21 protein-coding genes and 1 pseudogene are annotated in these 26,639 nt (G+C 59.7%); 9 read left to right on the forward strand and 13 right to left on the reverse strand.

Annotated elements, in window-relative coordinates; genetic code table 11:
• Positions 1–789: 789 nt before the first annotated feature.
• From QMO82_RS09785 to QMO82_RS09805, 5 genes and pseudogenes are all read right to left on the reverse strand, one after another.
• Positions 790–4,605 (reverse strand): vitamin B12-dependent ribonucleotide reductase, encoded by a 3,816-nt coding sequence (locus QMO82_RS09785; protein ID WP_183607631.1) that lies wholly within the window; start codon positions 4,603–4,605, stop codon positions 790–792.
• A 589-nt stretch (positions 4,606–5,194) separates the two neighbouring features.
• A pseudogene (locus QMO82_RS09790) lies at positions 5,195–5,784 on the reverse strand (hypothetical protein).
• Positions 5,785–5,978: 194 nt separating this feature from the next.
• Positions 5,979–6,473 (reverse strand): xanthine phosphoribosyltransferase, encoded by a 495-nt coding sequence (gene gpt / locus QMO82_RS09795; protein ID WP_183607630.1) that lies wholly within the window; start codon positions 6,471–6,473, stop codon positions 5,979–5,981.
• 201 nt (positions 6,474–6,674) lie between these two features.
• The gene (locus tag QMO82_RS09800; RefSeq protein WP_183607629.1) at positions 6,675–7,517 is read right to left on the reverse strand and encodes a universal stress protein; all 843 of its coding nucleotides are present in this window, start codon (positions 7,515–7,517) and stop codon (positions 6,675–6,677) included.
• Positions 7,518–7,624: 107 nt separating this feature from the next.
• A complete protein-coding gene (locus QMO82_RS09805) occupies positions 7,625–8,401 on the reverse strand; it encodes a competence/damage-inducible protein A (RefSeq protein ID WP_183607628.1) in 777 nt (258 codons plus the stop codon).
• Positions 8,402–8,663: 262 nt separating this feature from the next.
• Here QMO82_RS09805 and wrbA point away from each other — a divergent pair, with 262 nt between their 5' ends.
• The 3 genes from wrbA to QMO82_RS09820 all read left to right on the forward strand — a co-directional run bounded on the left by wrbA (position 8,664) and on the right by QMO82_RS09820 (position 12,326).
• On the forward strand, positions 8,664–9,260 hold the full coding sequence (gene wrbA, locus QMO82_RS09810; protein WP_183607627.1) for an NAD(P)H:quinone oxidoreductase type IV: 597 nt from the start codon (positions 8,664–8,666) through the stop codon (positions 9,258–9,260).
• A gap of 888 nt (positions 9,261–10,148) precedes the next feature.
• Positions 10,149–12,080 (forward strand): hypothetical protein, encoded by a 1,932-nt coding sequence (locus tag QMO82_RS09815; RefSeq protein WP_283196641.1) that lies wholly within the window; start codon positions 10,149–10,151, stop codon positions 12,078–12,080.
• Positions 12,081–12,107: 27 nt separating this feature from the next.
• Positions 12,108–12,326, forward strand: a complete 219-nt coding sequence (locus tag QMO82_RS09820; protein ID WP_183607625.1) for a hypothetical protein — start codon at positions 12,108–12,110, stop codon at positions 12,324–12,326.
• 504 nt (positions 12,327–12,830) lie between these two features.
• On the opposite strand, the gene QMO82_RS09825 is transcribed toward QMO82_RS09820, so the two are convergent.
• Positions 12,831–13,205, reverse strand: coding sequence for a VanZ family protein (locus QMO82_RS09825; RefSeq protein WP_183607624.1), 375 nt, complete (start codon positions 13,203–13,205; stop codon positions 12,831–12,833).
• A gap of 191 nt (positions 13,206–13,396) precedes the next feature.
• Between QMO82_RS09825 and ilvA the strand changes: the two genes are divergently transcribed.
• The 4 genes from ilvA to QMO82_RS09845 all read left to right on the forward strand — a co-directional run bounded on the left by ilvA (position 13,397) and on the right by QMO82_RS09845 (position 18,659).
• Positions 13,397–14,647 (forward strand): threonine ammonia-lyase, encoded by a 1,251-nt coding sequence (gene ilvA / locus QMO82_RS09830; RefSeq protein ID WP_183607623.1) that lies wholly within the window; start codon positions 13,397–13,399, stop codon positions 14,645–14,647.
• A gap of 37 nt (positions 14,648–14,684) precedes the next feature.
• Entirely contained in the window at positions 14,685–15,011 is a 327-nt protein-coding gene (locus tag QMO82_RS09835) for an HlyU family transcriptional regulator (protein ID WP_065279670.1), read from the forward strand.
• A 253-nt stretch (positions 15,012–15,264) separates the two neighbouring features.
• Positions 15,265–16,536, forward strand: coding sequence for a diguanylate cyclase (locus QMO82_RS09840; protein WP_183607622.1), 1,272 nt, complete (start codon positions 15,265–15,267; stop codon positions 16,534–16,536).
• A gap of 911 nt (positions 16,537–17,447) precedes the next feature.
• Positions 17,448–18,659, forward strand: a complete 1,212-nt coding sequence (locus QMO82_RS09845) for an MFS transporter (protein WP_183607621.1) — start codon at positions 17,448–17,450, stop codon at positions 18,657–18,659.
• Positions 18,660–18,737: 78 nt separating this feature from the next.
• On the opposite strand, the gene QMO82_RS09850 is transcribed toward QMO82_RS09845, so the two are convergent.
• Positions 18,738–19,514: an SDR family oxidoreductase gene (locus tag QMO82_RS09850; protein WP_183607620.1), complete on the reverse strand. Its 777-nt coding sequence runs from the start codon at positions 19,512–19,514 to the stop codon at positions 18,738–18,740.
• A 108-nt stretch (positions 19,515–19,622) separates the two neighbouring features.
• Between QMO82_RS09850 and QMO82_RS09855 the strand changes: the two genes are divergently transcribed.
• The gene (locus QMO82_RS09855) at positions 19,623–20,198 is read left to right on the forward strand and encodes a TetR/AcrR family transcriptional regulator (protein ID WP_183607619.1); all 576 of its coding nucleotides are present in this window, start codon (positions 19,623–19,625) and stop codon (positions 20,196–20,198) included.
• 48 nt (positions 20,199–20,246) lie between these two features.
• Here the strand turns inward: QMO82_RS09855 and QMO82_RS09860 are convergent, their stop codons facing one another.
• Entirely contained in the window at positions 20,247–20,861 is a 615-nt protein-coding gene (locus QMO82_RS09860) for an FMN-dependent NADH-azoreductase (RefSeq protein ID WP_183607618.1), read from the reverse strand.
• Positions 20,862–20,999: 138 nt separating this feature from the next.
• Here QMO82_RS09860 and QMO82_RS09865 point away from each other — a divergent pair, with 138 nt between their 5' ends.
• The gene (locus QMO82_RS09865) at positions 21,000–21,968 is read left to right on the forward strand and encodes a LysR family transcriptional regulator (RefSeq protein ID WP_183607617.1); all 969 of its coding nucleotides are present in this window, start codon (positions 21,000–21,002) and stop codon (positions 21,966–21,968) included.
• A 42-nt stretch (positions 21,969–22,010) separates the two neighbouring features.
• On the opposite strand, the gene QMO82_RS09870 is transcribed toward QMO82_RS09865, so the two are convergent.
• The 5 genes from QMO82_RS09870 to QMO82_RS09890 all read right to left on the reverse strand — a co-directional run bounded on the left by QMO82_RS09870 (position 22,011) and on the right by QMO82_RS09890 (position 26,602).
• Positions 22,011–23,999, reverse strand: a complete 1,989-nt coding sequence (locus QMO82_RS09870) for a bifunctional 2',3'-cyclic-nucleotide 2'-phosphodiesterase/3'-nucleotidase (RefSeq protein ID WP_183607616.1) — start codon at positions 23,997–23,999, stop codon at positions 22,011–22,013.
• Positions 24,000–24,305: 306 nt separating this feature from the next.
• Positions 24,306–24,710, reverse strand: coding sequence for a PilZ domain-containing protein (locus QMO82_RS09875; RefSeq protein WP_183607615.1), 405 nt, complete (start codon positions 24,708–24,710; stop codon positions 24,306–24,308).
• Between the two features lie 176 nt (positions 24,711–24,886).
• Positions 24,887–25,144 carry an SDR family oxidoreductase gene (locus tag QMO82_RS09880; RefSeq protein WP_312863032.1) on the reverse strand — a complete coding sequence of 86 codons (258 nt, stop codon included), beginning with the start codon at positions 25,142–25,144 and terminating at the stop codon, positions 24,887–24,889.
• Between the two features lie 29 nt (positions 25,145–25,173).
• Positions 25,174–26,070 carry a DMT family transporter gene (locus tag QMO82_RS09885; protein WP_183607614.1) on the reverse strand — a complete coding sequence of 299 codons (897 nt, stop codon included), beginning with the start codon at positions 26,068–26,070 and terminating at the stop codon, positions 25,174–25,176.
• Positions 26,071–26,140: 70 nt separating this feature from the next.
• Positions 26,141–26,602 carry an Lrp/AsnC family transcriptional regulator gene (locus tag QMO82_RS09890; RefSeq protein WP_183607613.1) on the reverse strand — a complete coding sequence of 154 codons (462 nt, stop codon included), beginning with the start codon at positions 26,600–26,602 and terminating at the stop codon, positions 26,141–26,143.
• Positions 26,603–26,639: the final 37 nt, after the last annotated feature.

Consider the following 26,639-nt stretch of genomic DNA (forward strand, 5'->3'; position numbering starts at 1 on the left):
TCTTCTGGCAGTGCGCGAAGTACCCGTTCGGACAGAACAGCAGAGTCTTGAACGATCTTCCACCTTCCGGCTTCGACGCCGGCATTTCCGCAGAGCCGATATCGCTCGAACAGGTTCGGCATCACCGGAGCGTCGATAGTCGCCGTCGGTCCGCCGGTGATGCGTGTCGCAGAGCAGCATCAGGTTGGACGGGTCTTTGGAGCTTGGGGGGAGAGGATGACATCTAGGCGAAGGCCCTTGGGAGCGTCCGAAACGATGTGCACGATATAGGCGGTGTTAAGGTCTGACTTGCCAGAGATGAGGTCGCCGATGAAGAGCTTGTTGCAAAATGCACATCGCCCGGCCGAACGAGCCCAGACGATGGCCTTTCACGTTCGGCGAAATTGCTGCTTCGCAGCGTCGCGGACGACTTCTGTCATGTGGCCAAGGTGTCTTTCATATCAACCGCTACTTCGGCGTCTTTCATGGCATTCCTCAGCTCTACAGATGGCTGGCGCCCACGTTACCGAAGTGATGCAATTATGATGAACTAGAAATCGCTTGTTGGACTGTGTCTTTCAATATTGAGGCGACCGTTACATTTTCAGAATGTGTCGAACTAACTTCTCATTCGAGGTGAACGGCTTGGATTTTGTCTTCGACGATCTGATGATGATCTATCTTGTTGATCTAGCTCTGTCCCGCCCGAGCTTTTTGGCCTCGGGCGGGATAAATTCTGCGTCAATTCAGTGGCTGCCGGACATAATCAATGGCTGCCTATACTAAGAACAGAACCCGACCAGCGCCTACTCAGCTGCACCCGCTCGTAGCACCGCACGTGTCGCACTTCTCGCAGGTGCCGTTCCGCACCATCGTAAAGTTCTGGCACTCCGAGCACATGTTGCCGGTATAGCCCTGCATGATCGAGCGCTGGCGGCGTTCGGCTTCCACCTTTTTGGCTTCCGTCTTGGCCGTTGCCGCGTCGGCTGCCGCCTTGTCGGAGAAGAGGGCCGTTGCGTCGCTGGTGAGTTCCTCGGTCACCTCTTCGGCGATCTCTTCCGCCAGCTCCTTGGCCCGCTCCTCGTAATCGCGCTTGAAGGCGACGATTTCGGAGGTGGAGATGGCAACCGTCGGCTCCAGCTTGCGGGCGGCACTTCCTGCAAAGGCGGTCACGGTGCCGGAGGAAGCGGCGCGGGCAGGGGCTGATGTGGCCGCACCCTTGGGTTCGCCTGCCTGGCGTTCGCCGCCGGTGCCGGAGACCAGCGTCGGCTTGTAGCCGCGGGTCCAGCCGGTGGAGAGCAGGTTGGTCTTGCCTTCCTGGATGCCCTTGCCGAGTGCCGTGTTCGAGAAGTCCGACGTATCGACATGCGCCAGATCGTGGCGGCCGAGATAGGAGACAGCAAGCTCGCGGAAGACATAGTCGAGGATCGAGGTGGCGTTCTTGATCGCATCATTGCCGATGACCATGCCGGCCGGCTCGAACTTGGTGAAGGTGAAGGCCTCGACATATTCTTCGAGCGGCACGCCATATTGCAGGCCGAGCGAGATGGCGATGGCGAAATTGTTCATCATCGCACGGAAGGCAGCACCTTCCTTGTGCATGTCGATGAAGATCTCGCCGAGGCGGCCGTCGCCGAATTCGCCGGTTCTGAGATAGACCTTGTGTCCACCGACGGCGGCCTTCTGGGTATAGCCCTGGCGGCGGTTCGGCAGCTTCTCACGTTCGCGCGAAACCCGTTCGATCACCCGCTCGATGATCTTCTCGGTGATGGTGACGGCCTGGGCGGCGACCGGCGCCTGCAGCAGTTCCTCCAGCGCATCCTCCTCGTTCTCGTCTTCGATCAGCGAGGCGTTGAGCGGTTGCGACAGCTTGGAGCCGTCGCGATAGAGCGCGTTGGCCTTGAGGCCAAGCTTCCAGGAGAGCAGGTAGGCGTTCTTGCAATCCTCGACGGTCGCCTCGTTCGGCATGTTGATCGTCTTGGAAATCGCACCCGAGATGAAGGGCTGGGCCGCCGCCATCATGCGGATATGGCTTTCCACCGAGAGGTAGCGCTTGCCGATCTTGCCGCAGGGATTGGCGCAATCGAACACCGGCAGGTGCTCGGCCTTGAGGAAGGGCGCGCCTTCCAGCGTCATCGCACCGCAGACATGGATGTTGGCGGCTTCGATGTCCTTCTTCGAGAAGCCGATATGGTCGAGCAGGCTGAAGCTCATGTCGGCCAACTGTTCGTCGGAAACCTTCAGCGTGTCCTTGAGGAAGTCGGCGCCGAGCGTCCACTGGTTGAAGACGAACTTGATGTCGAAGGCGCTCTTCAGCGCGGCGTTGACGGCTTCGACCTTCTCGTCGGTGAAGCCCTTGGCCCTCAGCGTCGACGGGTTGACCGACGGTGCCTGGTTCAGGTTGCCGTGGCCGACGGCATAGGCCTCGATCTCGGCGATCTGGCTTTCCGAATAGCCGAGCGTGCGCAGCGCGTCGGGTACGGCGCGGTTGATGATCTTGAAGTAGCCGCCGCCGGCGAGCTTCTTGAACTTGACGAGGGCGAAGTCGGGCTCGATGCCGGTGGTGTCGCAATCCATGACGAGCCCGATCGTGCCGGTGGGCGCGATCACCGAGACCTGGGCATTGCGATAGCCGTGCTGTTCGCCGAGCTCGAGCGCCTTGTCCCAGGCCGATTTGGCGTGGGCGACGAGATCCTGGTCGGGGTTTTCCGAATGGATCAGCGCGACCGGGTTGATCGACAGGGCCTCATAGCCTGAGGTTTCGCCATGGGCGGCCCGGCGATGGTTGCGAATGACCTTGAGCATGCTCTCGCGGTTCGGCGCGAAATTCGGGAACGGCCCGAGCTCGGCAGCCATTTCGGCCGAGGTCGCATAGCAGATGCCGGTCATGATCGCGGTCAGCGACCCGGCGATGGCGCGAGCCTCGGTAGAGTCGTAGGGAATGCCCGACGACATCAGCAGGCCGCCGATATTGGCATATCCGAGGCCGAGCGTGCGGTATTCGTAGGAGAGTTCGGCAATGCGCTTCGACGGGAACTGCGCCATCATCACCGAGACTTCGAGCACGACGGTCCACAGGCGGACGGCATGTTCGTAATCGGCGATATTGATGCGCTTGGTGGCCTTGTCCTTGAACTGCAGCAGGTTCAGCGAGGCAAGGTTGCAGGCCGTGTCGTCGAGGAACATGTATTCCGAGCACGGGTTCGAGCCGCGGATCGGGCCGCCGGCCGGCGAGGTGTGCCAGTCGTTCATCGTCGTGTTGAAGTGGATGCCCGGATCGGCCGAGGCCCAGGCGGCATAGGAGATCGTTTCCCAGAGATCGCGCGCCTTCAGCGTCTTCATCACCCGGCCGTCCTTGCGGGCGGTCAGGTTCCAATCGCCGTCATTTTCGACGGCGCGCAGGAAGTCGTCCTTGATCGAGACGGAGTTGTTGGAGTTCTGGCCCGATACCGTCAGGTAGGCTTCCGAATCCCAATCGGTGTCGTAGGTCTTGAACTGCAGATCCTTGTAGCCCTGGCGGGCGAACTGGATGACGCGCTGGACGTAGTTCTCGGGAACCTGATCCTTCTTGGCGGCGCGGATTTCGCGCTTCAGGGCAGGGTTCTTGGCCGGGTCGAAGCAATCGCCGTTATCGCCGCCTTCGCAGTTGAAGCAGGCCTTCATGATCGCCTTCAGATGCTTGGCGACCACTTTTGAGCCGGTGACGAGGGCCGCCACCTTCTGTTCTTCCTTGACCTTCCAGTTGATGTATTCCTCGATATCGGGATGGTCGATATCGACGACCACCATCTTGGCGGCGCGGCGCGTCGTGCCGCCCGACTTGATGGCGCCGGCGGCGCGGTCGCCGATCTTCAGGAAGCTCATCAGGCCGGAGGAGCGGCCGCCGCCGGAAAGCTTTTCACCTTCGCCGCGCAGCATCGAGAAGTTGGAGCCGGTGCCGGAGCCGTACTTGAACAGGCGGGCTTCACGCACCCAAAGATCCATGATGCCGCCTTCGTTGACGAGATCGTCCTCGACCGACTGGATGAAGCAGGCATGCGGCTGCGGGTGTTCGTAGGCCGACTTGGACTTGGTCAGCTTGCCGGTGAAGGGATCGACGTAGAAATGGCCCTGGCCGGGACCGTCGATGCCGTAGGCCCAGTGCAGGCCGGTGTTGAACCACTGCGGCGAGTTCGGGGCGACGCGCTGGGTGGCGAGCATATAGGCAAGCTCGTCCTTGAAGGCGGCAGCATCTTCTTCGGAGGAGAAATAGCCACCCTTCCAGCCCCAATAAGTCCAGGTACCGGCAAGACGGTCGAAGACCTGGCGCGCATCGATTTCGGAGCCGGTCTGTTCGTCCTTCGGCAGGGCCTTCAGTGCAGCATCGTCGGGAACGGAGCGCCACAGGAAGGAGGGAACGTCGTTTTCCTCGACCTTCTTCAGCCGAGTGGGAACGCCGGCCTTGCGGAAATACTTCTGCGCCAGAACGTCGGTCGCGACCTGGGAGAACTGCGCGGGAACATCGATGTTCTCGAGGCGGAACACGATCGAACCATCGGGGTTCTTGATCTCGCTCGTCGCCTTGCGGAATTCGATATCCGCATAGGCGCCTTGGCCGGCCTTCGTGAAACGACGTTCGATGCGCATGGTCTTGACCTCGTGTTGGCGCCCGGTCCCCGCGACCGGGGCGCAAAATTCCTATCCGGCGGCACTTTGTCGTCGTGCAGCCAGCCTCGTTTCCGTATTGTCACAGGGGTGTCATCCGGAGATGTCCTTCCTGTATCTTGTGGTGATGGTGGCTGCAAACACTAAATATAGTATTAACAGCTTATTATCGCCAGTCCCGACGTCACTTTTTTTGGAGGCTGAAAATCGCGCAGAAATCCTGTCAGGCCCGACACCGTTTCCGGTCCATCACCCTGATTCCGCGTCCAATTTTTCAAAAGGAAACCGGGCTCGTTACCTCCGGTCCTGTCGCCGCCGCAACATCAGGGACAGTAAGTTTGAAACAGGTGATTCCGTCAAGGGCTGGATCTTAATTGATTGCTAACCACAACATCTTGTGGATGCGCCTGTGAAGATTGGGGAAAGCCGGGGAGTGCTGAAAATACAATGGCTTGCGGGCGTTGCCGGCTAAGGAAAATGCCGGAACGGCAAAAAAGCGTCCCGCGGCAAATCTTGTGATGGCATTTCCGCCGCAAATCGGCATGGCGATTCGCCCTGTTGCAAGCGCCTGTCAGAGCGCGTCGATGGCGATGGTGACGGTGACGACCCCGATCGGCCGTTCCTCTTCGTCGAGGACGACGAAGCTCGCCTGCGTTTCGAGCATCTGGATGGATTCGTTGCGTTCGGCGCGGTCGATGAAGATCTCGCGGGAGCCGTTTGCGAAGGTTCTGAGGTATTTCTCCTCGTCACCCTGCCAATAGTCGGCGGTGATGATGCTTTGCCCGACGTTCAGCCCGTGACTGTCGGTCATGAAAAATTCGAGGATCGCGCCCTGTGAGGCGTCCTGCCTGGTTTTAGATAGTGCGACACGGATTTGTCGAGCAGCAGCTTGACCATGTGCAGATGGTGCTGATCGATCTCCGACCGGTAGGTCTTGTCGAGCACCCGGATGTCCATCTCGCTGACATCGCCGAATTCCGCGTCCTGCTCGGCGATGGCTTTCAGCACCAGCGGTGTCTCCACCGTCGGCCGGATCCGCGTCTCCAGGTAGTCGCGCACCAGAGGAATATAGGCAGGCTCGGCGCGGCCAGGCGTGAGGGGAAACAGACATGCCGCCAGCCCGACGGTCACAACCGCTCCTCTATGCCCCCACCGCGCCATTTTGGTTCCCTATCATCGTATCGCTCGTTGCACGCCTTAGGCGCAGCCTGCCGCGATTCGCAGCCGTCGAGTTTATGAGAGGAAGATAAAATAGATGTGCGGATCCCGATAGCGGATTCGAGAATCCCCGCCGACAAAATCTGGAACAATTTCAAGTCGTAAACGCGAAGGTCGCGCGTTGTGGTCGGTGGCGATCAGCCTGCGCTCTTGGCGATCGGCTCCTGGTAGGTGAAGCCCATGTCCCAAGGGAAATAGATCCAGGTGTCCTGGCTCACCTCGGTGATGAAGGTATCGACGGTCGGAACGCCCTTCGGCTTGGCATAGACACAGGCGAAATGCGCCCGCGGCAGCATGGTGCGCACCTGGACGGCGGTCTTGCCGGTATCGGTCAGATCGTCGACGACGAGCACGCCTTCGCCGCCATTTTCCTGAAGTTCGGGGGCGATCCCCTTGAGCAGCACCATGTCGCCCTGGTTCACATAATCATGATAGGAGGCGACGCAGACGGTCTCGATCAGCCGGATGTTCAGTTCGCGCGAGATGATCGCGGCCGGGACGAGGCCGCCGCGGGTGATGCAGACGATCGCCTTGAAGGTCTGGTCGAGGCCGGCAAGCCGCCAGGCAAGGGCGCGCGCATCGCGGTGGAACTGATCCCAGGAAACGGGAAAGGCTTTATCGGGAAGGGACATCGGGCTGCTCCGCGGCATGAAAAAACAACACGCCGTTGGCCGGCGACCGGATGGACTTGGAGCGGCGATCGGCAAAACGAGAAATCGCGCAGCCGGAACTGCGCGAGATCGCGAGCTGTGCCGAGGCTCGAAGCTGTCATCGGTCGCCGCAATTAACGGAATTTGCCGGCAAAAGGCAAGAGCGCCGATGATCGCGGCAAGTCAACGCGACATCAGCGTCAGCGCCGTCATCGATTGCAGCAAGGTCTTCGTCGTGCCGCCGAAAATCATCTGCCAGAGCCAGGAATGCGTAGAGGCGCCCATGACGAGAAGATCGATGCTGTCGTCGGAAAGCCGGTTCTCGATGGCATGCGAGGTGCTCTTGTCTACACTCTGGGCTGTGGCAAGCGTCGTCTTCACGCCGTGGCGGGCCAGTGTGGCGGCGATCTCGGCGCCTGCCGTCAGCGGCGATTGCAGCGCCGTGTCGGCCGGATCGACCGAGAAGATCTCCACCTCCTCGGCCGCCTTGAGGATCGGCAGCGCATCGAAGGTGGCGCGGGCCACCTCTTTCGAGCCGTTCCAGGCGATCAGCACGCGCTTGATCGGCTTCGGCTGGCGGATGATATAGGGGATTATCAGCACCGGCCGGCCGGTTTCGAAGAGGAAGGTGTCGACGTCGACATGGCTGTCGGAAGCTCTGGCCGGGTCGGCCTGCGAGGCGATCAGCAGATCGGCGCTGCGGGCGCTTTCGATCAGCGGCGCCGAGCCGTAACCGGTTGACGTGGTAAAGCTGCGCCATTCGGAAGAGGTGCCCGATGCATCCGCTTTCGCCCGGAAGATCCGCTCCACCGCAACCGTTTCGCTGTGCGCCATGTCCTGCAGCGCCTGCACGGCGACCGGATCGGGAATTTCCATCGGCGCCACCAGCGGTACGGCGGAGATGGTTTCGGCATGCAGGCCGATCACATGGGCGCCGTTTTCAGCGGCGAGGGCAAAGGCGAAATCGGCAACCGCAGCACTATTGTCTGATGTATCGAGAATGGCGAGAATGGTTTTGTAAGACATATCAATTCTCCTTGCGCTGAAATGGCTGCCGCGAGGGAAGGAATGCAGCGGACCGTTCTCAAGTTCCTTGATGGGGATCAAGGATGGCCTCCGTTCCGGCGTTTCCCTCAAGCCTCGGCGGAATGGTTTTCGGCGACCTCTTTCCGCCGGCGGATGGCGTCGATCATCGCCTGCACCTCGGCCCCGGCCGCCTCGATGACCGCCTGCGAGCGGCCGCGCACGACGATCTCGGTCGAGAATTTCTGGCCGATATAGCGCGGGTAGGAACCGATGCTGGTTTCGGGATGCGCTTTCTGGATCGCGGTCAGCGGCGTGCCGATTTCGCCTTCGCCGTAAGGGCAGGCGATGGCAAGCGAAAGCACCGGCGTGCCGGTTCGAAGCGTCGGCAGCACATTGTCGACCATCGCCTGGAAAACCTGCGGCACGCCGGCCATGACATGGACATTGCCGATGATGAAGCCTGGCGCCGTGGAAACCGGATTGGCGATATGGGTAGCACCGCGCGGCATGCGCGCCATGCGCTGGCGCGCCTCGGTGAACTCCATCTCGCGGCGCCGGTACATATCAGCCAGCAGCGCCATTGCCGTTTCGTCATATTCGCAGGGCACGCCGAATGCCTTGGAGATGGCATCGGCGGTAATGTCGTCATGCGTCGGCCCGATACCGCCCGAGGTGAAGACATAGTCGTATTTGCCGCGAAGCGCGTTCAGCGCCTCGACGATCGCCTCTTCCTCGTCGGCGACAATGCGCACCTCCTTGAGGTCGATGCCGGAAAGGGTGAGCAGATCGGCGAGGTGGCCGATATTCTTGTCCTTGGTGCGGCCGGAAAGAAGTTCGTCGCCGATGGCGAGCATGGCGGCGGTGACGACGATGGTATGGCTCATGGGATGTTCCGTGATGTGAAGCTGGTGAATAGGTAGTCCCGTTCGATCGCTTTGCAAACAGCCGGAGCATGATGCCGCACAGTGCCAGCGGTTATCGGACGGCATCATCTGCGTCCATTTTGCTGAAATGAAAAGGCAAGTGAATTTTCATCTACATCAGTTGAACACTGCGTCCTTGAGGGGAGGGCTTTGTTCAACCAGGCGCGCTGATAGAAATCCTTCGGTCACGAAATTCAACCCCCTGTTTCAAGGAAGATAGAAGATGGCGAAGGTTCTCGTCCTTTATTATTCGGCTTACGGCCATATCGAAACCATGGCCTATGCCGTCGCCGAAGGCGCGAAGTCGGCCGGTGCCGAGGTCACCGTGAAGCGCGTTCCGGAACTGGTTCCGGAAGACGTCGCCAAGGCTTCCTACTACAAGGTCGATCAGGCCGCTCCGATCGCCACCGTCGACGAACTCGCGGATTATGACGCGATCATCGTCGGCGCCGGCACCCGCTTCGGAACGGTCGCATCGCAGATGCGCAATTTCTGGGATCAGACGGGCGGCCTCTGGTTCGCCGGCAAACTGGTCGGCAAGATCGGTTCGGTGTTCACCTCTTCGGCTACCCAGCACGGCGGCCAGGAATCGACCATTCTCGGCTTCATCCCCACCTTCCTGCACCAGGGCATGGTCGTTGCCGGCCTTCCCTATGCCTTCCAGGGCCAGATGGGCACCGAGGAAGTCAAGGGCGGCTCGCCCTATGGCGCCTCCACCATCACCAACGGCGACGGCTCGCGCCAGCCTTCCGAGATCGAGCTGGAAGGCGCGAAATACCAAGGCGCCCATATCGCCAAGCTTGCTGCCAAGCTCGCTTGATCCTTGACGCCGGAATGATGAGGTGCGGCGGGCATGAGGCCTGCCGCGCCTTTTCCGTTTAGTGCCCTCGGCAGATGGTGCAGCAAACCGGAATATTGTCGAACCAGTCCGCCTTTGTTCCCGACGGAACTACGGCTCGCCGAGCCGGGGCTCACAGAGCGTAGGCTGGTGCGGACGGCGGGGGTCGAACCCGCAAAGCCGAGGCCGAGGGATTTTCTTACCAGCTACGGCTTTCGCCGCCGCCTTCCGGCGTTTGTGGTCTGGACTATACCTTCACCCTAGCTTTGCCTTAGGTGCTGCCCGTCTAGTCTCTACACCTTCCCCTTGCAGGGCTTGGCTCGGGATTGCCATCTGACAGGTTTCCCCGACTTTGAGCAGTTCTACATCCGGCGTTTCCGCCAGTGCACTCAATTTGCTTTAAGTCCCTTGTGTCTACCGATTCCACCACGTCCGCGTGGTTCTTCCTGCTAACAAAGAGAGACGCTATTCTCAACCGATATTCAGGGATTGGGATGCGATTCCGTTTCAAAGTTTGGAAGCCCTCATCGCTCACGACAATCCGATATTGGGTTGCTTCGAATGTCCAGTTGAATTCGGGCGCAAAACGACGATCCCACATGCTGAGCACGGCCACGACAAGCAACGGCGCGTCACGCAGTTGCAAATTGACATTGTTTCTACGCAAGGTCAGGATAGATTGATTGCGAAAAATATTTCATGCAAGTTGATGTAGAAATCTCAGCATGACTCCTGGGCACTCAAGCTTGTTGAATTTGGTAGACGTTGGGACAGAGTGTCGGCAGGGGTAGTGCTTGCGACTTCTACTGTTGCAATACGTGCATTTCACTTTTCATTGTGAACGCCGGGACATGTGGTGACTAGGGCAAAATGGCTTTTGTTCTGAAGACCTTCGGGAGGTTACACCTCATTGACGAGAATGGCAGCGCTGTCGCCTTTCCCGAGAAGGGCCTGCTGCTCTTCGCCTATTTGTTCACAACCGATCAAGGGGCGGCGGATCGAACGACCTTGGCTCACTTTCTGTGGGGCGAAGCCGACAGGGACGTTGCGCTTTCGACTTTGCGCAAGGTGATTTCGAGAATTAAGGCCCGTCAAATCGATCTCGGAGTCAACATCCTTTCATCTCAGGGCAATATGCTCACCCTCGACCGGGGTTCTCTGTCTTCCGACATTCTGCTGTCGGACAAGGAGGAAGAGGTCGAGCCGTTCTCGCGGCTGAGGCAGCTTGTGAAGCTGATGAACCAGCCTTTTCTGGGACCGGTTCACAGCCATAGCCGTCAGTTTCAGCGCTGGCTCGCCGAACGTGAAAATTACCATGTCGAGCTTCTCGCAAATACACTGAGAACGGCGTCGCGATTGGCTCAGTCGCGAGAGGAATCCGAACTGCTGAGGAAGGCTGCGGTGATCCTGTTTCGGACCGAGCCGAAGGATCCGGAAACGCTGCAATTGCTGATCCGGATATTCAACGCGGAAGAGGAAGTTGAATCTGTTCGGAACTATTTTGAACAGCGGCGCAATTCGAGTTTGCGGGGCATCGCCGTGCGCACCGGATCCGATGACGGTGACGTAAAATCGCTGCGTCCGCCGTCAGCGCCGTCAAAGGCGAAACTCGAGGCGGCTCTTCCTCTCGAGCCCGAAGATGTCCGCATTGCAATTCCCCGCCTGGTGCTGCTTCCCCCTAGGAATCAATCGGTTCGGCCGCAAGCCGGTTTCCTCGCCGCATCTCTGGTGGAGGATATCACGATCGGATTTTGCGTCTTCAACAGCCTGGAGGTCATAGCCCCATATTCGGCGGTTCAAATCGGTCACCACGTGGAGACGCAGAAGGCCTTCTTTGAACGGCATCGCGTCAACTATATCCTCGACACCCGGATTAGCAGTACAGGCGATGAAGTGACGCTGTTCGCCCAGCTGATCTTTTTCGATCAGAATCAAATTGTTTGGGCGGAAAGATTCAGTCTCGATCGTATGGATCTCGCCAGAGACAGGAGAGTTGTTGCCCGGCAGATCGCTCTCTCCGTGTCCGGCGAAATCGAGCGCCATGAGGCGTTGCGCGAAGATCTGAACCCGGTCGCTTACCATCGATATCTTGTCGGCAGGCGGCACCTGGCGCGGCTGACACTTCCGAACCTGCGGCGCGCCCGCAAGGAAATGAAAGCCGCGCTAAGCGTAAGCCCCGATTTCGCACCGGCGCTGAGTTCGATGGCGCGGACCTACTCCAAGGAATGGTTGTTGACGGCCCGAGGCGATATCGATCTTTTGCAATTGGCCGAGACTTTCGCCAAGCAGGCCACCGAGATGCGTTCGGACTTTGCCGACGGCTATCGCGAGCTCGGAGTCGCCAAGCTGTTGCAGGGCGCGTTTGATCAAAGCGCCGAAGCAATGGAAGTGGCCGAAAGCCTTGCGCCACACTATGCCGACGTGATTGCCGACTATGCGGACACGTTGGTTCATTGTTCGCTCCCCGCCATGGCCTTGCGAAAGATCGAGCGGGCAATCGAGCTGAACCCACTCAGTCCCGATACGTATTTCTGGACCGCTGCGGGAGCAAACTATGCCCTCGGCGAATTCGAAGCGTCGCTGGACTATATCGGGCAGATGGCGGATCCCAATCTAGCGGACAGACTGTCTGCCGCAAGTTGGGCCATGTTGGGCCATCAGGACAAGGCGCGGATCTTCGTAAGAAGGTTTCGTGAAGGCAATCCGGACTTCGATGTGGACAAGTGGTTGTCTGCCGTTCCAAGTAAAGAGCAATGGCATAAAGATCTTTATCGTGAAGGCCTGAAGAAAGCTGGATTTTAAAACATCAATCGTTAGAAAGGGCAAAACATGGCTACAGTTGTTGTTATAAGTGTTGATGGTCAAGACGGGCTCTGGGTCGCTGATCTGGACGCCGGCACCGTAGTGCCGCTTCCGGCCCCCAAGGCGGGCGGCTTGAAAGTGGTGACCGATCTTCGCGCCACCGGCGCGACGGTGACAAAGGGCGTGAACGTGGCTGTCACCGTCAAGTCGGCAGAGGCGGCATTCTCGGGTCATTATGACGGCTAAACGCCGATAATTTTGGGTGCTACAGCGCCCACGTCGTTCAGACGTGCAAGACGCTGTAGCACTTGATTCCGATCTAAGAAATTGTGCAGTGGTGCGCGCCGTCGAACATCAATCACGCGCTGCATTGACGTGATCAAAGTGCTTTCTCGGTGCCGATCAAGTGTAGCGGGTGTCAGCGATAATCTATCGGCCCGGGCTCATACGGGTTCGATCTCCGTCGCCCGTATCACCTTCATAATACCGTTTGAATATGCTTGTATATTGTGGATGAAAGCGTGTTTTTGCTTGACAACCGCATTTTAGGTGCAAAGGTTGCGCCGCGGCGGTTGAGTAAGTGTTGTCTTTGTGGGGAGTAAGACGATGGTTTACGATTGGAGTGGGGCGAGGGTTCGGCGCATCCGGATCTTCAAGACCAGTGTCGCACTTGTTCTCGGAACTGTGATGGCTGCGATACCACTGTTCTTCTGGGCCGCGCAGCTGCGCGGTTTCTGACCTGAGGGATAATCAGCGTTCTGCGAAGGGAACGGTGTTTGGCGCCTTGCTCTCGCGCCACCTGTTGATGACCCAGCCGGCCAGCAGCCCGAGGGCGGCGCCCATGGCCTTGACGCCGGCATCATGCAGGCGTGGATGACGCGTCGGCGCAAAATACTGCAAATATTCGATGGCGATCGAGCCGGCGATCAGCAGCACGGCCACCAATTTCCACTGTTTCGGATAGGCGAGTGCAAAGGCGAGGCCGACAAGAACATAGGCGCCCGCGCGATCGGTATTGACCGTCGTGACCGTTTCCGGCCGCAGCCCGATCGGCGAGACCGTGACGAAGAGGATGAAGGCGAGCAGCAGCCAGGCGAGCGGTCTTGCGAATTTGAGGATCATCATGGCTTCATATAGTGGCGGGCCCTTTCATGGACAGTTAAAATCAGTTCATGTGCCGCCAATTTTGCGATTGACTTGAGAAAGCCTTTCGCCAACAGGCCCGGCGGCGAACCGGAAATGGCCGCACCGGGCTTTCTTTTGCCGGTCGGCATGTGCCATAGCGGCCCTGTATAACATGAGAATGGACCACGCCCGTGACGAGACTTGATGTCGAAAGCGCCGAAGAGGCGATGCGCAGCCTCTTTCCGGCAACGCCGCTGCAGCTCAACGATCATCTCTCGGCCCGCTACGGGGCCGATATCTGGCTGAAGCGCGAGGATCTGTCGCCGGTGCGCTCCTATAAGATCCGCGGCGCTTTCAATTTCTTCCGCAAGGCGATCGGGCAGGGGGCCGCCGGCAAGACCTTCGTCTGCGCCTCGGCCGGCAATCATGCCCAGGGCTTTGCCTTTGTCTGCCGCCATTTCGGCGTGCCGGGCGTCGTCTTCATGCCGGTGACGACGCCGCAGCAGAAGATCGACAAGACCCGCATGTTCGGCGCCGAATTCATCACCATCCGGCTGTTCGGCGATTTCTTCGACCAGTGCTACCAGGCCGCCCGCGACCATGTCGAAGCGGTCGGCGGCGTCATGGTGCCGCCCTTCGATCACGCCGACATCATCGAGGGCCAGGCGACGGTCGCCGCCGAAATCATGCAGCAGCTGCCGGAAGGAACGGTCCCCGACATGATCGTCCTGCCGGTCGGCGGCGGCGGACTTGCCGCCGGCATCACCGGTTATCTCGACGGCACCGTGCCGAAATCGGCCTTCGTCTTCACCGAGCCGGCCGGGGCGCCGAGCCTCAGGCGCAGCATCGAGGCGGGCAAGGTAACGACGCTTGGCAAGGTCGACAATTTCGTCGACGGCGCTGCCGTCGCCCGCATCGGTGACCTGAATTTCGCCGCCCTTCGCGATTTTCCGGCAAGCCAGGTGCAGCTGATGCCGGAGAACGCCATCTGCGTCACCATCCAGGAGATGCTGAATGTCGAGGGCGTCGTGCTGGAGCCGGCCGGCGCCCTGTCGCTGACGGCAATTGCCGCGATGGACCGCCAAGCGATCCGCGGCAAGACCATCGTCGCCGTCGTTTCCGGCGGCAACTTCGATTTCGAGCGCCTGCCTGACGTTAAGGAAAGAGCCATGCGTTACGCAGGGCTGAAGAAATACTTCATCCTGCGGCTTGCCCAGCGCCCCGGCGCGCTCAGGGATTTCCTCAATCTACTCGGCCCAGACGACGATATCGCCCGCTTCGAATATCTGAAGAAATCGGCGCGCAACTTCGGCTCGATCCTGATCGGCATCGAAACCAAGGCGCCGGAGAATTTCGCCCGTTTGATCGGAAATTTCGAAGCTGCCGGCATGGGTTACGAGGATATCACCGAAAACGAGATCCTCGCCAACCTGATCATTTGACTTGGCGATAACAGCACCATCGTGCTAAAGGCGGAACATGGCTTCGTTCATCTCAAATATCTTTTCGATGTTCTCCGGCGGCGGCAAACCCGCCGCGGAAGCGGCCGGTCCTTCCGGCGAGCCGCAGCTTTACGGCGATTGCACGATCTATGCCGAGCCGCGTAAGGAAGGCGGCCAATATCGCCTTGCCGGCCGCATCGAAAAGAAGGTCGGCGACGAGGTCTTGGTGCGCAATTTCATCCGCGCCGATCTGTTTTCCTCGTCCGACGATGCGCTTGAATGCACGGTGCGCAAAGCGCAGCAGATCATCGATCAGCACGGTTCGTCACTCTTCGGCGACGGCGAGAAGCTTCGGCAGGTCTGAAATCGGCATCCGCCCGATCAGCATGTGATACCGGCCACAATTATTCTTGTTTTTCAATCCTGTGACTCCGGTACATCGCCGGTGACCGGGATCTCACTCACGCAATCTTAAAGGATTGGGGTGAAAGGTATCGCCTGCAGGATTTGCGGGACGCCCTCGTGTTTGATTTTTTCGGACGATCGACCAAAGGATTTGCTGTCGCCATCGCCGCGCCGGCAAAATACCGAGGACGGACATCCGTCGCTGAGCTATCGTGATGGAGACACTCAACCTCGTTCTCTTCGCCATCGAAGCCGTCGCTTATTTCGCGCTGATGGTGACGCTTCTGCATTTCCGCCACCGGCTTGGTCTCGGGGTTTTCCTGACGGCGCTCGGCGTCATGCATTTCATGGAGACCTATCTGGCGGCGGTCTTCTATGTCTCGCTGCCGTTCGGGGATGTGTCGCCGGGCTCATCCGTCTTCTTCTCCGGCAAGCTGATGATGATCCTGATGCTTTACCTGCAGGAGGATGCCGCGACGGTGCGCCAGCCGATCTATGGCCTGTTCCTCGGCAACCTGCTCACCGTCGGCATTGCCTGGGTGCTGCAACTGCACCTGCCGCTGCAGATGTCGCCCGACCACACGCCCGACGTCGATTTTCTCAAGGAGATGGGCTGGTTGATGGTCTGGGGCACGGCGCTGCTCTATGTCGATTCGCTCGGCATCATCCTGCTTTACGAAAAGCTCGGCGATTTCTTCCGCCGGCGCGTCGTTCTGCGTTTCCTGATTTCGGGATTCGTGCTGCTGTCTTTCGACCAGATCGGCTTCTTCGCCGCACTGCATTATTTCCTGAATGTGCCGATCGCCGCATTCTGGGCCGGATGGAAGGCGAAAATGCTGGCCGTCTGCCTCTATGCGGCGATGTTCGCAATCTATGAATATCGTATCCGCCGGGGTAGGGCGGCGATGTCCGCACGCTCGATCAGCGACGTCTTCGGCGACCTGACATTCCGTGAGCGCTACAACGATCTTCTGGAGCGCACCGGCCGCGATATGCTCACCGGCGTCTACGATCGCACGCGCATGGAACTGGAAGCGCCGCTGATGCTGAGCGAGGCGCTGAGGCAGGGACTATTCACCACCATTCTCATTCTCGACGCCGATCACTTCAAGGATGTCAATGACGGCTATGGCCATCTTCAGGGCGACGAGGTGCTGAAGGCGATCGCCGCTCGTGTGGGCACGACATTGCGCTCGAGCGACCGCGTCTTCCGCTTCGGCGGCGAGGAGTTCGTTGCCGTCTGTCCCGGCACCGGCCACGAAGAAGGTCTGCTGCTTGCGGAGCGCTTGCGCTGGACGATCGAGACCAGCGTCAGGACGCCGGATGACAGGCCGGTCACGGTCAGCATCGGCGTCGCCACCGCCGACGAGGACGGCGCCGATTTCACCGCCGTGCTGACGGCCGCCGACGGCAGGCTCTACGCCGCAAAGAAGAGCGGCCGCAACTGCGTCGTCGGTCGTTCCGGCCCGGTGAAACTCAGTTAGCGCGGCTGCTGCTTGTCTGGACAGACGCGCGGCGCTACGCGCCAATGCATGTCGCCCGGAAGAGTGCAGCGGTGCCGGAATAACGACATGCATGAAAACAAGGAGCCAAAGCGCGTCGCTTGATCAAGTTTCATGCAACGCGCTTTAGTAATCTTCTTCGTCATCTCGGCGACGGGTTTGAACAGGCGGAGCCCTGAACATGAAATCCTGGTGCCGCGTGTCGTTCCGGTGATCGCTGACGCGTATTTGCACGATCATGCCGAGTGCGGCTATGGCAGCAAGAATACCGGTAACGAGGGGTTGATGGTCGAGGACCCAGGTCTTCCAGTCAATTCGTCCCAGAAGCGGAATTGCGACGCAAGCGGCGCCGACCACTCCCCATTTCCAAATCCAGGGTACACCAACCAACTTCTTGTCCCCCTGATACCCGATTCAACTCGGCAATATTCATCCATAGATTGCATAAACCAGAGCAATACACAAGCGGCCACGTTGAGAGCAGCCGATTGTTCACAGGATGCTCCACGTTCGATACAAACTTCCGGCACATCGCCGCCATCGGAGGCCAAAGGTCTGCCGGCCATTGCTGGAAACCAGCCTTTATAAAGCTCTCTCACCGAGTAGCTTCAAAGTTTTCCCTTTTCGCGCGTGTTGTTAGCATCAGCAATTCTATTGCGATGGCCTGAGACGATCAAAAGAGAGGCCGGACCGTATACCGGCGGTCGACGAGGCGACTTCGGTCGAGGCAGACCGCGGCGGGTGTTGAGGATGTTCTATAAACAATAACATAGATCTATAGAAATTATATTTTTCAATGGGTTATGGGAGTCATAAAAACGGCTTGTTCGTAAAATGCCAACGTGATCTCCATTGCTGCAACGGAAGAGCTTTCCTGCGAGGGGCGTGGAGACATGAGTGATACAGCAGTGCGAACCAAGGTCGATGGCGGCGAATTTGCCGTTTTGTGCATCGGAGGATTTCTTCTCTCGATCGCCTACGGCGTGACCTTTCTCATCCCGGTGCTGGTCGGACAGCGGGGCGGGAACGAGGCGCTCGCCGGCCTGATCATCTCGGCGGCGACGGTCAGCACCGTCATTCTCGTGATCCTGTCCGGCCACATCGCCGATGCCATCGGCTCAGCGCGGGCGGTGGCGGTTTCCGGGCTGTTTCTGGCGGCATCCGGGCTGGGATTCGCCACGGTCCCCGCCGCCGGACTGAGCCTAATGACTGTCGGTTTCGTCCTCGGAATCGGTTGGGGCACTTTTTACGCGCTCGGGCCGATCCTGGTCGCGGCGATCACCGAACCCGCGGACCGCATCCGGTTCTTTGCCCTGCTTTCGGGATCGATGATGTCGGGCATCGGCGCCGGACCGATCATTGGCCGCATTGCCACCGGCTGGTCGATGCCGATCGAGACGGCCTTCGCCTTTGCCTTCCTGTCCAGTCTTGCCGGCGGCGCACTTTACCTTTGGCTGCATCTCCGGCTGAACAGAGCCGGCAAGATTTTGCCTCATGTCAACAAGATCTCATTTGCCGCAGCGCGTCAGGTGATTGCTTCGCCGGCGATCTATTCCATCGCCATGGTTGGCATCGGCGGCGCGATTTTCGGCGGGCTTTCCAGCTTTCAGACCAGCTACGCCAAGGCGCACGGATTCGATTATTCGCTCTTCTTCATCGGTTTCATGTCCGCCGCCATCCTGAGCCGGCTGTTCGTGGCGGGATATGTGGTCAAGAAGGATCCATTCTATTCGCTTCTGGTGCTGACGAGCCTGACGCTGGCCTCCATCCTGCTGTTCCTGGTGATGACATCAGGTCAGATGGCCTATCTCGGAGCTGCGGCGATGCTGGGCCTGGGCTACGGGCTGACCTATTCCGTCATCAATGGCCTTGCCGCGAATGAGGCGCCCACCGGCCTTATGCCGCAATCGCTTCTCTTGTTCTCGCTGTCCTATTTCATCGGCGTCTTCGGCTTTCCGATGATCGCCGGCAATCTAATCGTTTCCTCCGGCATTCAGACCATGCTGTCCGTGTTGCTCCTGCTTGCCGCCCTGAATCTGGCAATCGTCCTGTTTCGAGTTGCCCGCCGTGTGATGATCGGCAAAGCGTCCTTAGTAGAGGAATAGGAAGCCCTCGACGACCGACCGAAGTCGCTGACAAGACGGGGACCCGGACAAGTCTGACTTTGCCCGGGTCCGGCTTGCTCAAGCGGCGCGGAAGATCTTGGCGCCGGACGGCGCACTTGTCATGCCGCCGTCCACGGTGATCTCGATGCCGGTGACATTGGCGGAATCATCCGATGCCAGGTAGAGCGCCGCCTTGGCGATCTCGTCGGCTTCGCTCATGCGGCCGAGCGGGCTCAGGCCGCCCATACGAGCCTCGAGCGCCGACATCGCGTCTTCTGTTGGTGCCATCGGCGACCAGATCGGCGTCTTCGTGCCGCCGGGCGTCACCTGATTGACGCGGATGCCGCGCGGCGCGAGTTCGGAGGCCATATTGCGTGTCATCGCCCGGACCGCCGCCTTGGTCGCTGCATAGGCAGACCAGCCGGGAGCGCCCAGCACGGCATGCACTGAGCCGTTGAGGATCACCGAAGCGCCGTCGTTGAGATGCGGCAGGGCTGATTGCACGGTGAAGAAGACTGCGGTGAGGTTGGTGCTGATGATCTGGTTGAACTGCTCCGGCGACGTGTCACCGAGCGGTGTCGCGCCGCCGATGCCGGCATTGGCGAAGACGATGTCGAACTTGCCGACCTTTCCGGCTGCTTCCGCAAAGGCCTTCTCGGTGGCGGCGGCATCGGTGACATCGACCTTCAGCGCCAGCACGCCGGCCCCGAGCGCCTTTTCGGCGGCAGCGAGCGTTTCCGGGTTGCGGCCGGTGATCACCACCCTGGCACCCTCGTCGATGAAGACCCTGGCGGTCGCAAGACCGATACCGCTGTTTCCACCGGTGATCAGGGCGACTTTGTTTCTTAGACGCATGATTCATGCTCCTCTTGGAATTGGCAACGATATGGATTATGATCGTTATCTACAAGGATTATGATGATAATCTACGTGAGTCAAGAGGCATTGCCGGGGAGATTTCCGATGGGCCGTTCGCAGTTGGAAAAACAGAAGACGCACGAGAAGATTGTCGAGACCGCGTCGAAGCGGCTGCGCGAGGAGGGGCTCGAAGGTATTGGCGTCGCCGACCTGATGAAGGAAGCAGGACTGACCGTCGGGGGCTTCTACAAGCATTTCGCCTCCCGCGACGATCTGGTCGCCGAGGCGATCCAGTCCGCTTTCGATTCATGGGGACGCAGGCTGGAGGCCGAGGGAGTGAACCCGGCGGAGATGTCGGCTGCCGATGTCGCCGATCGTTATGTCAGCGCCCATCATCGCGACAATCCCGGCGAAGGCTGCCCTTTTGCCGCGCTGACCTCTGATCTATCCCGCAGCGGCGAGAAGGCGCGAGCGATCGCGACGCAGGGGTTGCGGCGCAATTTCGAAGCCTTGGCAAGCAAGGCTGCGGGAACGGAGGAAGGAGAAAGGCGGCGCAAGGCGATCATGGCCTTTGCGATGATGGCAGGCGGCGTCGGCCTTGCCAGGATCTCCTCCGATGAGGAACTTTCAGCAGAAATCCTGGCGACGGTCCGGGATTTTGTCGCCGACATCGACAAATGACAAACGGCCGGCGAAGGCCGGCCGTTCCAAGCTGTATTGGCGAGCCGATCAGGCGGCCAGCGCGATTTCCTGGACGCGCGACTTGGCGGCGTCGATGGCCTTTTCGGCAGCTTCGGGACCGAAGGCGAGACCTTCGACATAGATGGTCTCGATATCCGTGATGCCGAGGAAGCCGAGAACCGACTTCAGATACGGTACGGCATGGTTCAGCGGCGCAGCCGGTCCCTGCGAGTAGACGCCGCCGGAGGTGAGCACGACATAAACCTTCTTGCCGGTGACGAGGCCGACCGGGCCGGTTTCCGTGTACTTGAAGGTCACGCCGGCGCGGGCGACGTTGTCGATCCAGGTCTTCAGCGACGAATAGATGTTGAAGTTGATCAGACCGGTGCTGATGACGATCGTATCGGCGGCAAACAGTTCGGCGACGAGTTCGTCGGAGGTTTTGATGGCTGCGATTTCTTCGGCGGTACGGTCTTCGGCCGGCTTGCGGATCGCGCCGGTGAACAAGTCATCGATATGCGGCAGCGGGTTGGCGGCGAGGTCGCGGCGGACGACGACGCTGCCCGGATTCTGGCCCTTCAGCTTTTCGGCGAGATCGGCGGCGATCGGCGTCGAGAGCGATTCGGCACGCGGGCTGGACGTCAGAAGCAGGATGGACGACATGTACATTTCCTTTCGAATTGAATTTGACGGCCCGTTGCTGGGAGGTGAGCCGCAGTCTCGATGAGCAAAATAGGTCTGGCCTGCTATCGAAAAAACGGTGATAATGTCGATCGAAACTATCGATGGAATGGATGGAACATGCTCCCGAACCCGACCCTGGATCAATTGCAGGTGTTTCTGACCGTTGCCGAAACCGGCAGCTTTTCGGCCGCTTCGCGGGCATTGAACCGGGCGCAGTCGGTCGTCAGCTATACGATCGCCAACCTGGAAGCGCAGCTCGAAGTGCCGCTTTTCGAGCGCTCCGGCGCACGCCAGCCGAAGCTGACGGAAGCGGGCAAGGCGATGCTCGAGGATGCGCGGCGCATTCTGGGCGATCTGCAAGTCATGCGGGCGCGCGTCAAGAGCTTGAGGGAAGGGCTCGAAGCGGAGGTTTCTGTCGCCATCAGCGTCATGGTGCCCTCGCGCGCCATGGTGGACGTCCTGCATGAATTCCGCGAGATATTCCCGTCCGTTTCGTTGAGCCTCAACGTCGGCGAACTCGGAATGGTCATGGATCTCGTCCTCAGCGGCAAGGCGACGATCGGCATCGGCGGCGCCGTCATCAAACAGGACGATTCGATTATCACGGAGCGGATCGGCCATTCCTTCATGTTGCCGGTTGCCGCCCCCAACCACCCGCTGGCCCGCATCGACCGGCCGCTCACGCTGGGCGACGTGCGCGAGGAAGTGCAGCTCGTCGTCACCGACGCCTCAGGCCGAACGAAGGGGCGGGATTTCAACGTGCTGTCCTACAAGACATGGCGCGTCAGCGATATTGCGACGAAGCACCAGCTCATCAAGGCCGGCCTGGGCTGGGGCGGTCTTCCGGCCTCTATAATGCATGACGATCTCCGCAGCGGCGCGCTCGTCCATCTCGATCTGGATGCCTACGAGCAGGGGGAATATCCGATATATTCGGTGCGCCAGCTCGCCAACCCGCCCGGACCTGCCGCCAGCTGGATGGTCGATGCGTTCCGCACGCGGCTTTCCCATTGCCCGAACCAGGCCGATTTCCATGCGGAGATGGCGGAGCTCCAGCAACCCGCGGCACGGCTCGCGGCTGAATGACGAAGGCGCGGGTGCCGCGCCTTCGTCTGCATTTCCTTCGGTTTAAAGAACCAGCCTGAACTTCGAGAAGCCGTCGGCGCCGTCGCCGGCATCCTCGATCTTGACGCTCTTGACCGCCGCGAGGAACTGCTTTGCCTTCGGGCCGCTTTCGAAGGTCACGGTCGTGCCCGGCAGCGGTTTGAAGGTCCAGTTCGCATCGGCCGACGGATTGATCGTGCCCTGGTCGTGGACATAGCGGACGATGACGTCGCGGTTGGTGTCCGGCGCCTGGAAGATCACCTTATCAGCGGCGATCTCCGGGAAACTGCCGCCGCCGCCGGCGCGGTAATTGTTGGTGACGACGACGAACTTCTGGGCGGGATCGATCGGCCTGCCGTCGAAGGCCAGGTTCTGGATGCGGTTGGCATCCGGATTGATCGCCTTGCCGGAGGAATCATATTTCGGCGGCTGCGACAGGTCGATCTGGTAGGTCACGCCATCGATGACGTCGAAATTGTAGGACGGGAAGTCGTTGTTGAGCAGCGGCGCATCCTTCGAGCCGGCCGCAATGTGATTGAACATGCCGGCCGACATTTCCAGCCAGTTCTTCACCTGGGCGCCGGTGATGGCGACAGCCTGCACCGTGTTCGGATAGAGATAGAGGTCAGCGACGTTCTTGATGGCGATATCGCCGGCCGGAACGTCGGTATAATAGTCGGCGCCGCCGCGACCGCCGGCCTTGAAGGGGGCTGCCGCCGACAGCACCGGCAGGTCCTTGAATGCGGTATCGGCGAGCATCTGCTTGATGTACCAGGTCTGGGCCTGGCTGACGACCTGCACGGAAGGGTCGTCGGCGACCAGTGCGAAATAGGAATAGAGCGGTGCGGAGGTTTTGCCGACAGGGGTGCGGACATACGCAAGAGTCGCCTCGTGCTCGGCCTTGGCGGCTTCGACCACGTCCTTCTTGTCGGCGTAGTCGGCAACCACCTTCTTCTTGTCGTCACGATGGTAGATCGGCCGTGCTTCCGAGGTGAAATCGACGATCTTCCAGCTGTTGCCGTCCTTTTCGAGCAGCAGGTCGATCAGGCCGAGATGCGAGCCCCAGAAGCCGGCCATCACCGCGGGCTTGCCATGCAGCGTGCCCTTGACGGGATCGGCATTGGCAATGCCGTCCCAGCTCTTCGGGCCGGGGAAGACGAGATGCTGATGGCCGGTGAAGATCGCGTCGATCCCTTCGACGGCGGCGAGGTGCAGCGAGGCGTTTTCCATCTTTTCGGACGGTGCGCTGCCGTCGATACCGGAATGGGAGAGCGCGATGACGATATCGGCGCCGGCTTCCTTCATGGCTGGAACCCAGGCCTTGGCCGCCTCGACGATATCGCGCGTCTGCGCCTTGCCTTCGAGGTTCTTGATATCCCAGAGCATGATCTGCGGCGGTACGAAGCCGATGAAGCCGATCTTGACCGGGCTCTCATCGCCGGCGCCGTCCTTGATCTGTTTTTCCACGATGATGTAGGGCTTGAAGAAGAGATCGTCCTGCTTCGGGTCCGAGGCGAGCCGGCCCTTGGTCAGGTTGGCGCAGACGAAGGGGAAGTTCGCGCCCGACAGGACCTTGAACATGAAGTCGAGGCCGTAGTTGAACTCGTGATTGCCAAGCGTTCCCACTGTATAGCCGAGCGTGTTCATCGCCTTGATCACGGGATGGACGTCGCCGTCCTTCATGCCGTGCTGGTAGGCCATGTAATCGCCCATCGGATTGCCCTGCAGCACGTCGCCATTGTCGATCAGCAGCGAGTTGACGGCCTCTGCGCGGATAGTGTCGATGGTCGTCCCGGTGCGGGAAAGACCCATCGTGTCGTTCGGCTTGTCGGCATAATAGTCATAGGGGAAGACGTTGACGTGAATATCCGTCGTTTCCATCAGCCGGAGATGCGCCTGGTTGGCGCTGGCGCGGGCGCTGAAAGGGTGCAGCAGCACCAGAGCGGAAGTGGCGGCAAGCCCGCCAAGCAGAGAACGGCGGCTCATGACGCCAACGTCGAAAATAGAAGACATGGGAACTCTCCTTCAAAAAGCATGCATCGTCCGGCCCGTCAGAATTAGGACGATTTGGCGAGGAGTACACTGCGAAAATGACAGGACGGCAAAACAATCGGCGGCGATGGCGCAATGGTTTTAAAATACAACTTATAGTAAAGTTTCCCGACGGAAATCCATCGGAGGAACGGGTCATGGCCGGAGCCATTATCGTCATTGCAGGAGGTGCCGAGACGTCCGCTCGGCTGCGGGCTCGGCGCCAACGGCAACCACAGCCACTGAGCGGCCACACAGCCGCTCCTTTGGCACAAAGGCGGTGCAGCCTTACGATTTCGGCGTCGATGTGGCCAATTGAGGCGTCCGTTTGCCGTTGGCGTTGGCCGTAACCAGTTGGCGTACCGCCAGAACCGGTCGTATTTCCTTATGGAAAAAGCGGAAATAGGAGGAGACCTGCGCTCGCGCATTGGAATTCACGTCGAATTGGATGCCGACGCGGCCATTGTGTTTCCAGCGAATGACGCCTTCGAGCATCCCGAGGTTCTCGGCCTCGATGCGCACCTTGCTGCCGGAAGCCGCATGAAACGGTCCCTTCATCTCCAGGGCCGCACCGGTCACCGACAGATTCAGGATACGTGCATCCACCTGGCTGTTCAAATATTTGACGCTGCCGAAGACGCGGCAGTTTTGCCGTTCGGCCTTTCTGGCCGTAATTTTCAAATTGCGAGTCATACATTCTCCCTCGAATATGGGGAGCAGCATAGCGCCCGAAAATTGAAATGGTTTTAGTGGCTTGGCTAAAATTGCAGTGAAATGTCACCTTATCGAACATCAGCCATTCGAGATCTGCTTCACGCGCCAGCGTGACAAGCAGCACACCGCCGCACTCACCACCATCCTGCACGCGTTTAGGGCAGGCTCAGTTTCGCCATGCGTCCACCATCGATGGTCCAGACCTGGCCGGTGACAAAGCCGGCTTCCGGCGAGGCAAGCCAGGCGACCAGTGCGGCCACTTCTTCCGGCTTTCCTGTCCGTCCGACGGGATGGATGCGGCCGATCTCCCGGCGGAAGGCTTGCGGATCCGGCATGCTCTCGAGGAAATCCACGTTGAGGTCAGTATCGATCCATCCTGGCGCGACTGCATTGCAGCGGATGCCACATCGGATGGTCGTCCTGCGCCGAACCTTTCAGAGTCCTATTCGACTTGCGGTGCTCCGGCGGCGGCCGTCCTGCGCCCCACCACATGCTCGCGCCAGACCGTGAAGATACCGGCGGCGACCACGATGACCGAGCCGACGATCACGTTGAAGCTCAGCGTTTCTCCATAGATCACCATGCCGATGATGGAGGCGTAGACAAGTGACAGATAGGTCAGCGGCTGGACGGCGGCGGCATCGAGAATATCGTAGGCGCGGATCAGGAAATAATGGCTGGAAATGCTGGTCATGCAAACGAGCGCCATCCAGCCCCAGTCGCCCGGCGACATCGAGCTCCAGTAGAATGGTCCGATAAGCGTCATCGTCACACCGCCGACGACGCCGGTATAAAAGAAGCTGGTCATCGACGAATCGTCGCGGCTGACGAGGCGAGTGGCGATAACGTAGAAGGCGAAGTTGAAGCAGGAGGCGACGGCGAGAAGCAGCTTCACGTCGAAAAATTCGCCTTCCGGCTTCAGGATCAGCAGCACCCCGAAAAGTCCGGCGGCGATCGCCGCCCACCGCCGCCAGCCGACCCGTTCGCCGAGGATCGGCATCGCCAGCAGCGCGATCAGGATCGGTGTCGCGGAAAAGATCGCCTGCGAACGGGCAAGGCCGATTATCGCAAAACAGGTGATGGCCAGAACCACCTGGACCGCAAGCAGAACGCCGCGTGTCACCTGCAGGAGCGGGCGTTTGGTGCGGGCCGTCGCCTTGAGGCCACCACGCATCCTCGAGGCGAGAATGATCGTGAAAAGCGCGAAAGCCCAGTAGCGGATCATCGTTACGAAGATCGGCGGATAGCTCGTCGCCAGATGTTTCGAGATGGCGTCCTGCAGCGAAAAGATGGTGAGCGCCAGCAGGGCGAAAATATAACCGTGGGTCTTCGATGTCATGATTTGCCATTGAGCGGGAAACGCCTGCGCGTCGAAAGTCTGGGCAGGCTTTCGAAAACTTTGCAAGGGCTCAAAGCCCGACATTCGGCTTGTCGATGATTTCTCTGAGCGCGAAACTCGAATTGATCTTGACGACGTGGGGCAGGGCGGACAGCCAGTCGCGGTGGATGCGCTCATAGTCCTCGAGATCGCGGGCCGCGACCCTGAGGATATAATCATATTCGCCTGACATCAGGTAACAGACGAGCACGTTGGGACAGAGCTTCACCGCCGCCTCGAATTCCGCCAGCGTCTTGGCGAACTGGCCGGAGAGCGAGATATGCACGATGGCGATCATCTTGTAGTCGAGCGCCTTGTGCGACAGCCGCGCATGGTAGCCGGCGATGACGCAGCTTCTTTCCAGGATGTCGAGCCGGCGCGAACAGGCCGAAGGCGACAATCCGATCCTCTCGGCAAGCTCGGCATTGGTGATGCGGGCATTGGCCTGCAATGCCCGGAGAATCGCAAGATCGATGGTATCGAGATCGGCCATTCGAAGAACCTTCGAAGAATGAGGTGAAGAGCACAAT

This window comes from Rhizobium sp. BT04 (assembly GCF_030053135.1).
GTDB lineage: Bacteria > Pseudomonadota > Alphaproteobacteria > Rhizobiales > Rhizobiaceae > Rhizobium > Rhizobium binxianense.

Excerpts from the sequence above, each read along its gene's own strand:
- QMO82_RS09785 (WP_183607631.1), bottom strand. The coding sequence starts at position 4,605 with ATGCGCATCGAACGTCGTTTCACGAAGGCCGGCCAAGGCGCCTATGCG.
- gpt (WP_183607630.1), bottom strand. The coding sequence starts at position 6,473 with ATGTCCCTTCCCGATAAAGCCTTTCCCGTTTCCTGGGATCAGTTCCAC.
- QMO82_RS09800 (WP_183607629.1), bottom strand. The coding sequence starts at position 7,517 with ATGTCTTACAAAACCATTCTCGCCATTCTCGATACATCAGACAATAGT.
- QMO82_RS09805 (WP_183607628.1), bottom strand. The coding sequence starts at position 8,401 with ATGAGCCATACCATCGTCGTCACCGCCGCCATGCTCGCCATCGGCGAC.
- wrbA (WP_183607627.1), top strand. The coding sequence starts at position 8,664 with ATGGCGAAGGTTCTCGTCCTTTATTATTCGGCTTACGGCCATATCGAA.
- QMO82_RS09815 (WP_283196641.1), top strand. The coding sequence starts at position 10,149 with ATGGCTTTTGTTCTGAAGACCTTCGGGAGGTTACACCTCATTGACGAG.
- QMO82_RS09820 (WP_183607625.1), top strand. The coding sequence starts at position 12,108 with ATGGCTACAGTTGTTGTTATAAGTGTTGATGGTCAAGACGGGCTCTGG.
- QMO82_RS09825 (WP_183607624.1), bottom strand. The coding sequence starts at position 13,205 with ATGATGATCCTCAAATTCGCAAGACCGCTCGCCTGGCTGCTGCTCGCC.
- QMO82_RS09835 (WP_065279670.1), top strand. The coding sequence starts at position 14,685 with ATGGCTTCGTTCATCTCAAATATCTTTTCGATGTTCTCCGGCGGCGGC.
- QMO82_RS09845 (WP_183607621.1), top strand. The coding sequence starts at position 17,448 with ATGAGTGATACAGCAGTGCGAACCAAGGTCGATGGCGGCGAATTTGCC.
- QMO82_RS09850 (WP_183607620.1), bottom strand. The coding sequence starts at position 19,514 with ATGCGTCTAAGAAACAAAGTCGCCCTGATCACCGGTGGAAACAGCGGT.
- QMO82_RS09855 (WP_183607619.1), top strand. The coding sequence starts at position 19,623 with ATGGGCCGTTCGCAGTTGGAAAAACAGAAGACGCACGAGAAGATTGTC.
- QMO82_RS09860 (WP_183607618.1), bottom strand. The coding sequence starts at position 20,861 with ATGTCGTCCATCCTGCTTCTGACGTCCAGCCCGCGTGCCGAATCGCTC.
- QMO82_RS09865 (WP_183607617.1), top strand. The coding sequence starts at position 21,000 with ATGCTCCCGAACCCGACCCTGGATCAATTGCAGGTGTTTCTGACCGTT.
- QMO82_RS09870 (WP_183607616.1), bottom strand. The coding sequence starts at position 23,999 with ATGTCTTCTATTTTCGACGTTGGCGTCATGAGCCGCCGTTCTCTGCTT.
- QMO82_RS09875 (WP_183607615.1), bottom strand. The coding sequence starts at position 24,710 with ATGACTCGCAATTTGAAAATTACGGCCAGAAAGGCCGAACGGCAAAAC.
- QMO82_RS09885 (WP_183607614.1), bottom strand. The coding sequence starts at position 26,070 with ATGACATCGAAGACCCACGGTTATATTTTCGCCCTGCTGGCGCTCACC.
- QMO82_RS09890 (WP_183607613.1), bottom strand. The coding sequence starts at position 26,602 with ATGGCCGATCTCGATACCATCGATCTTGCGATTCTCCGGGCATTGCAG.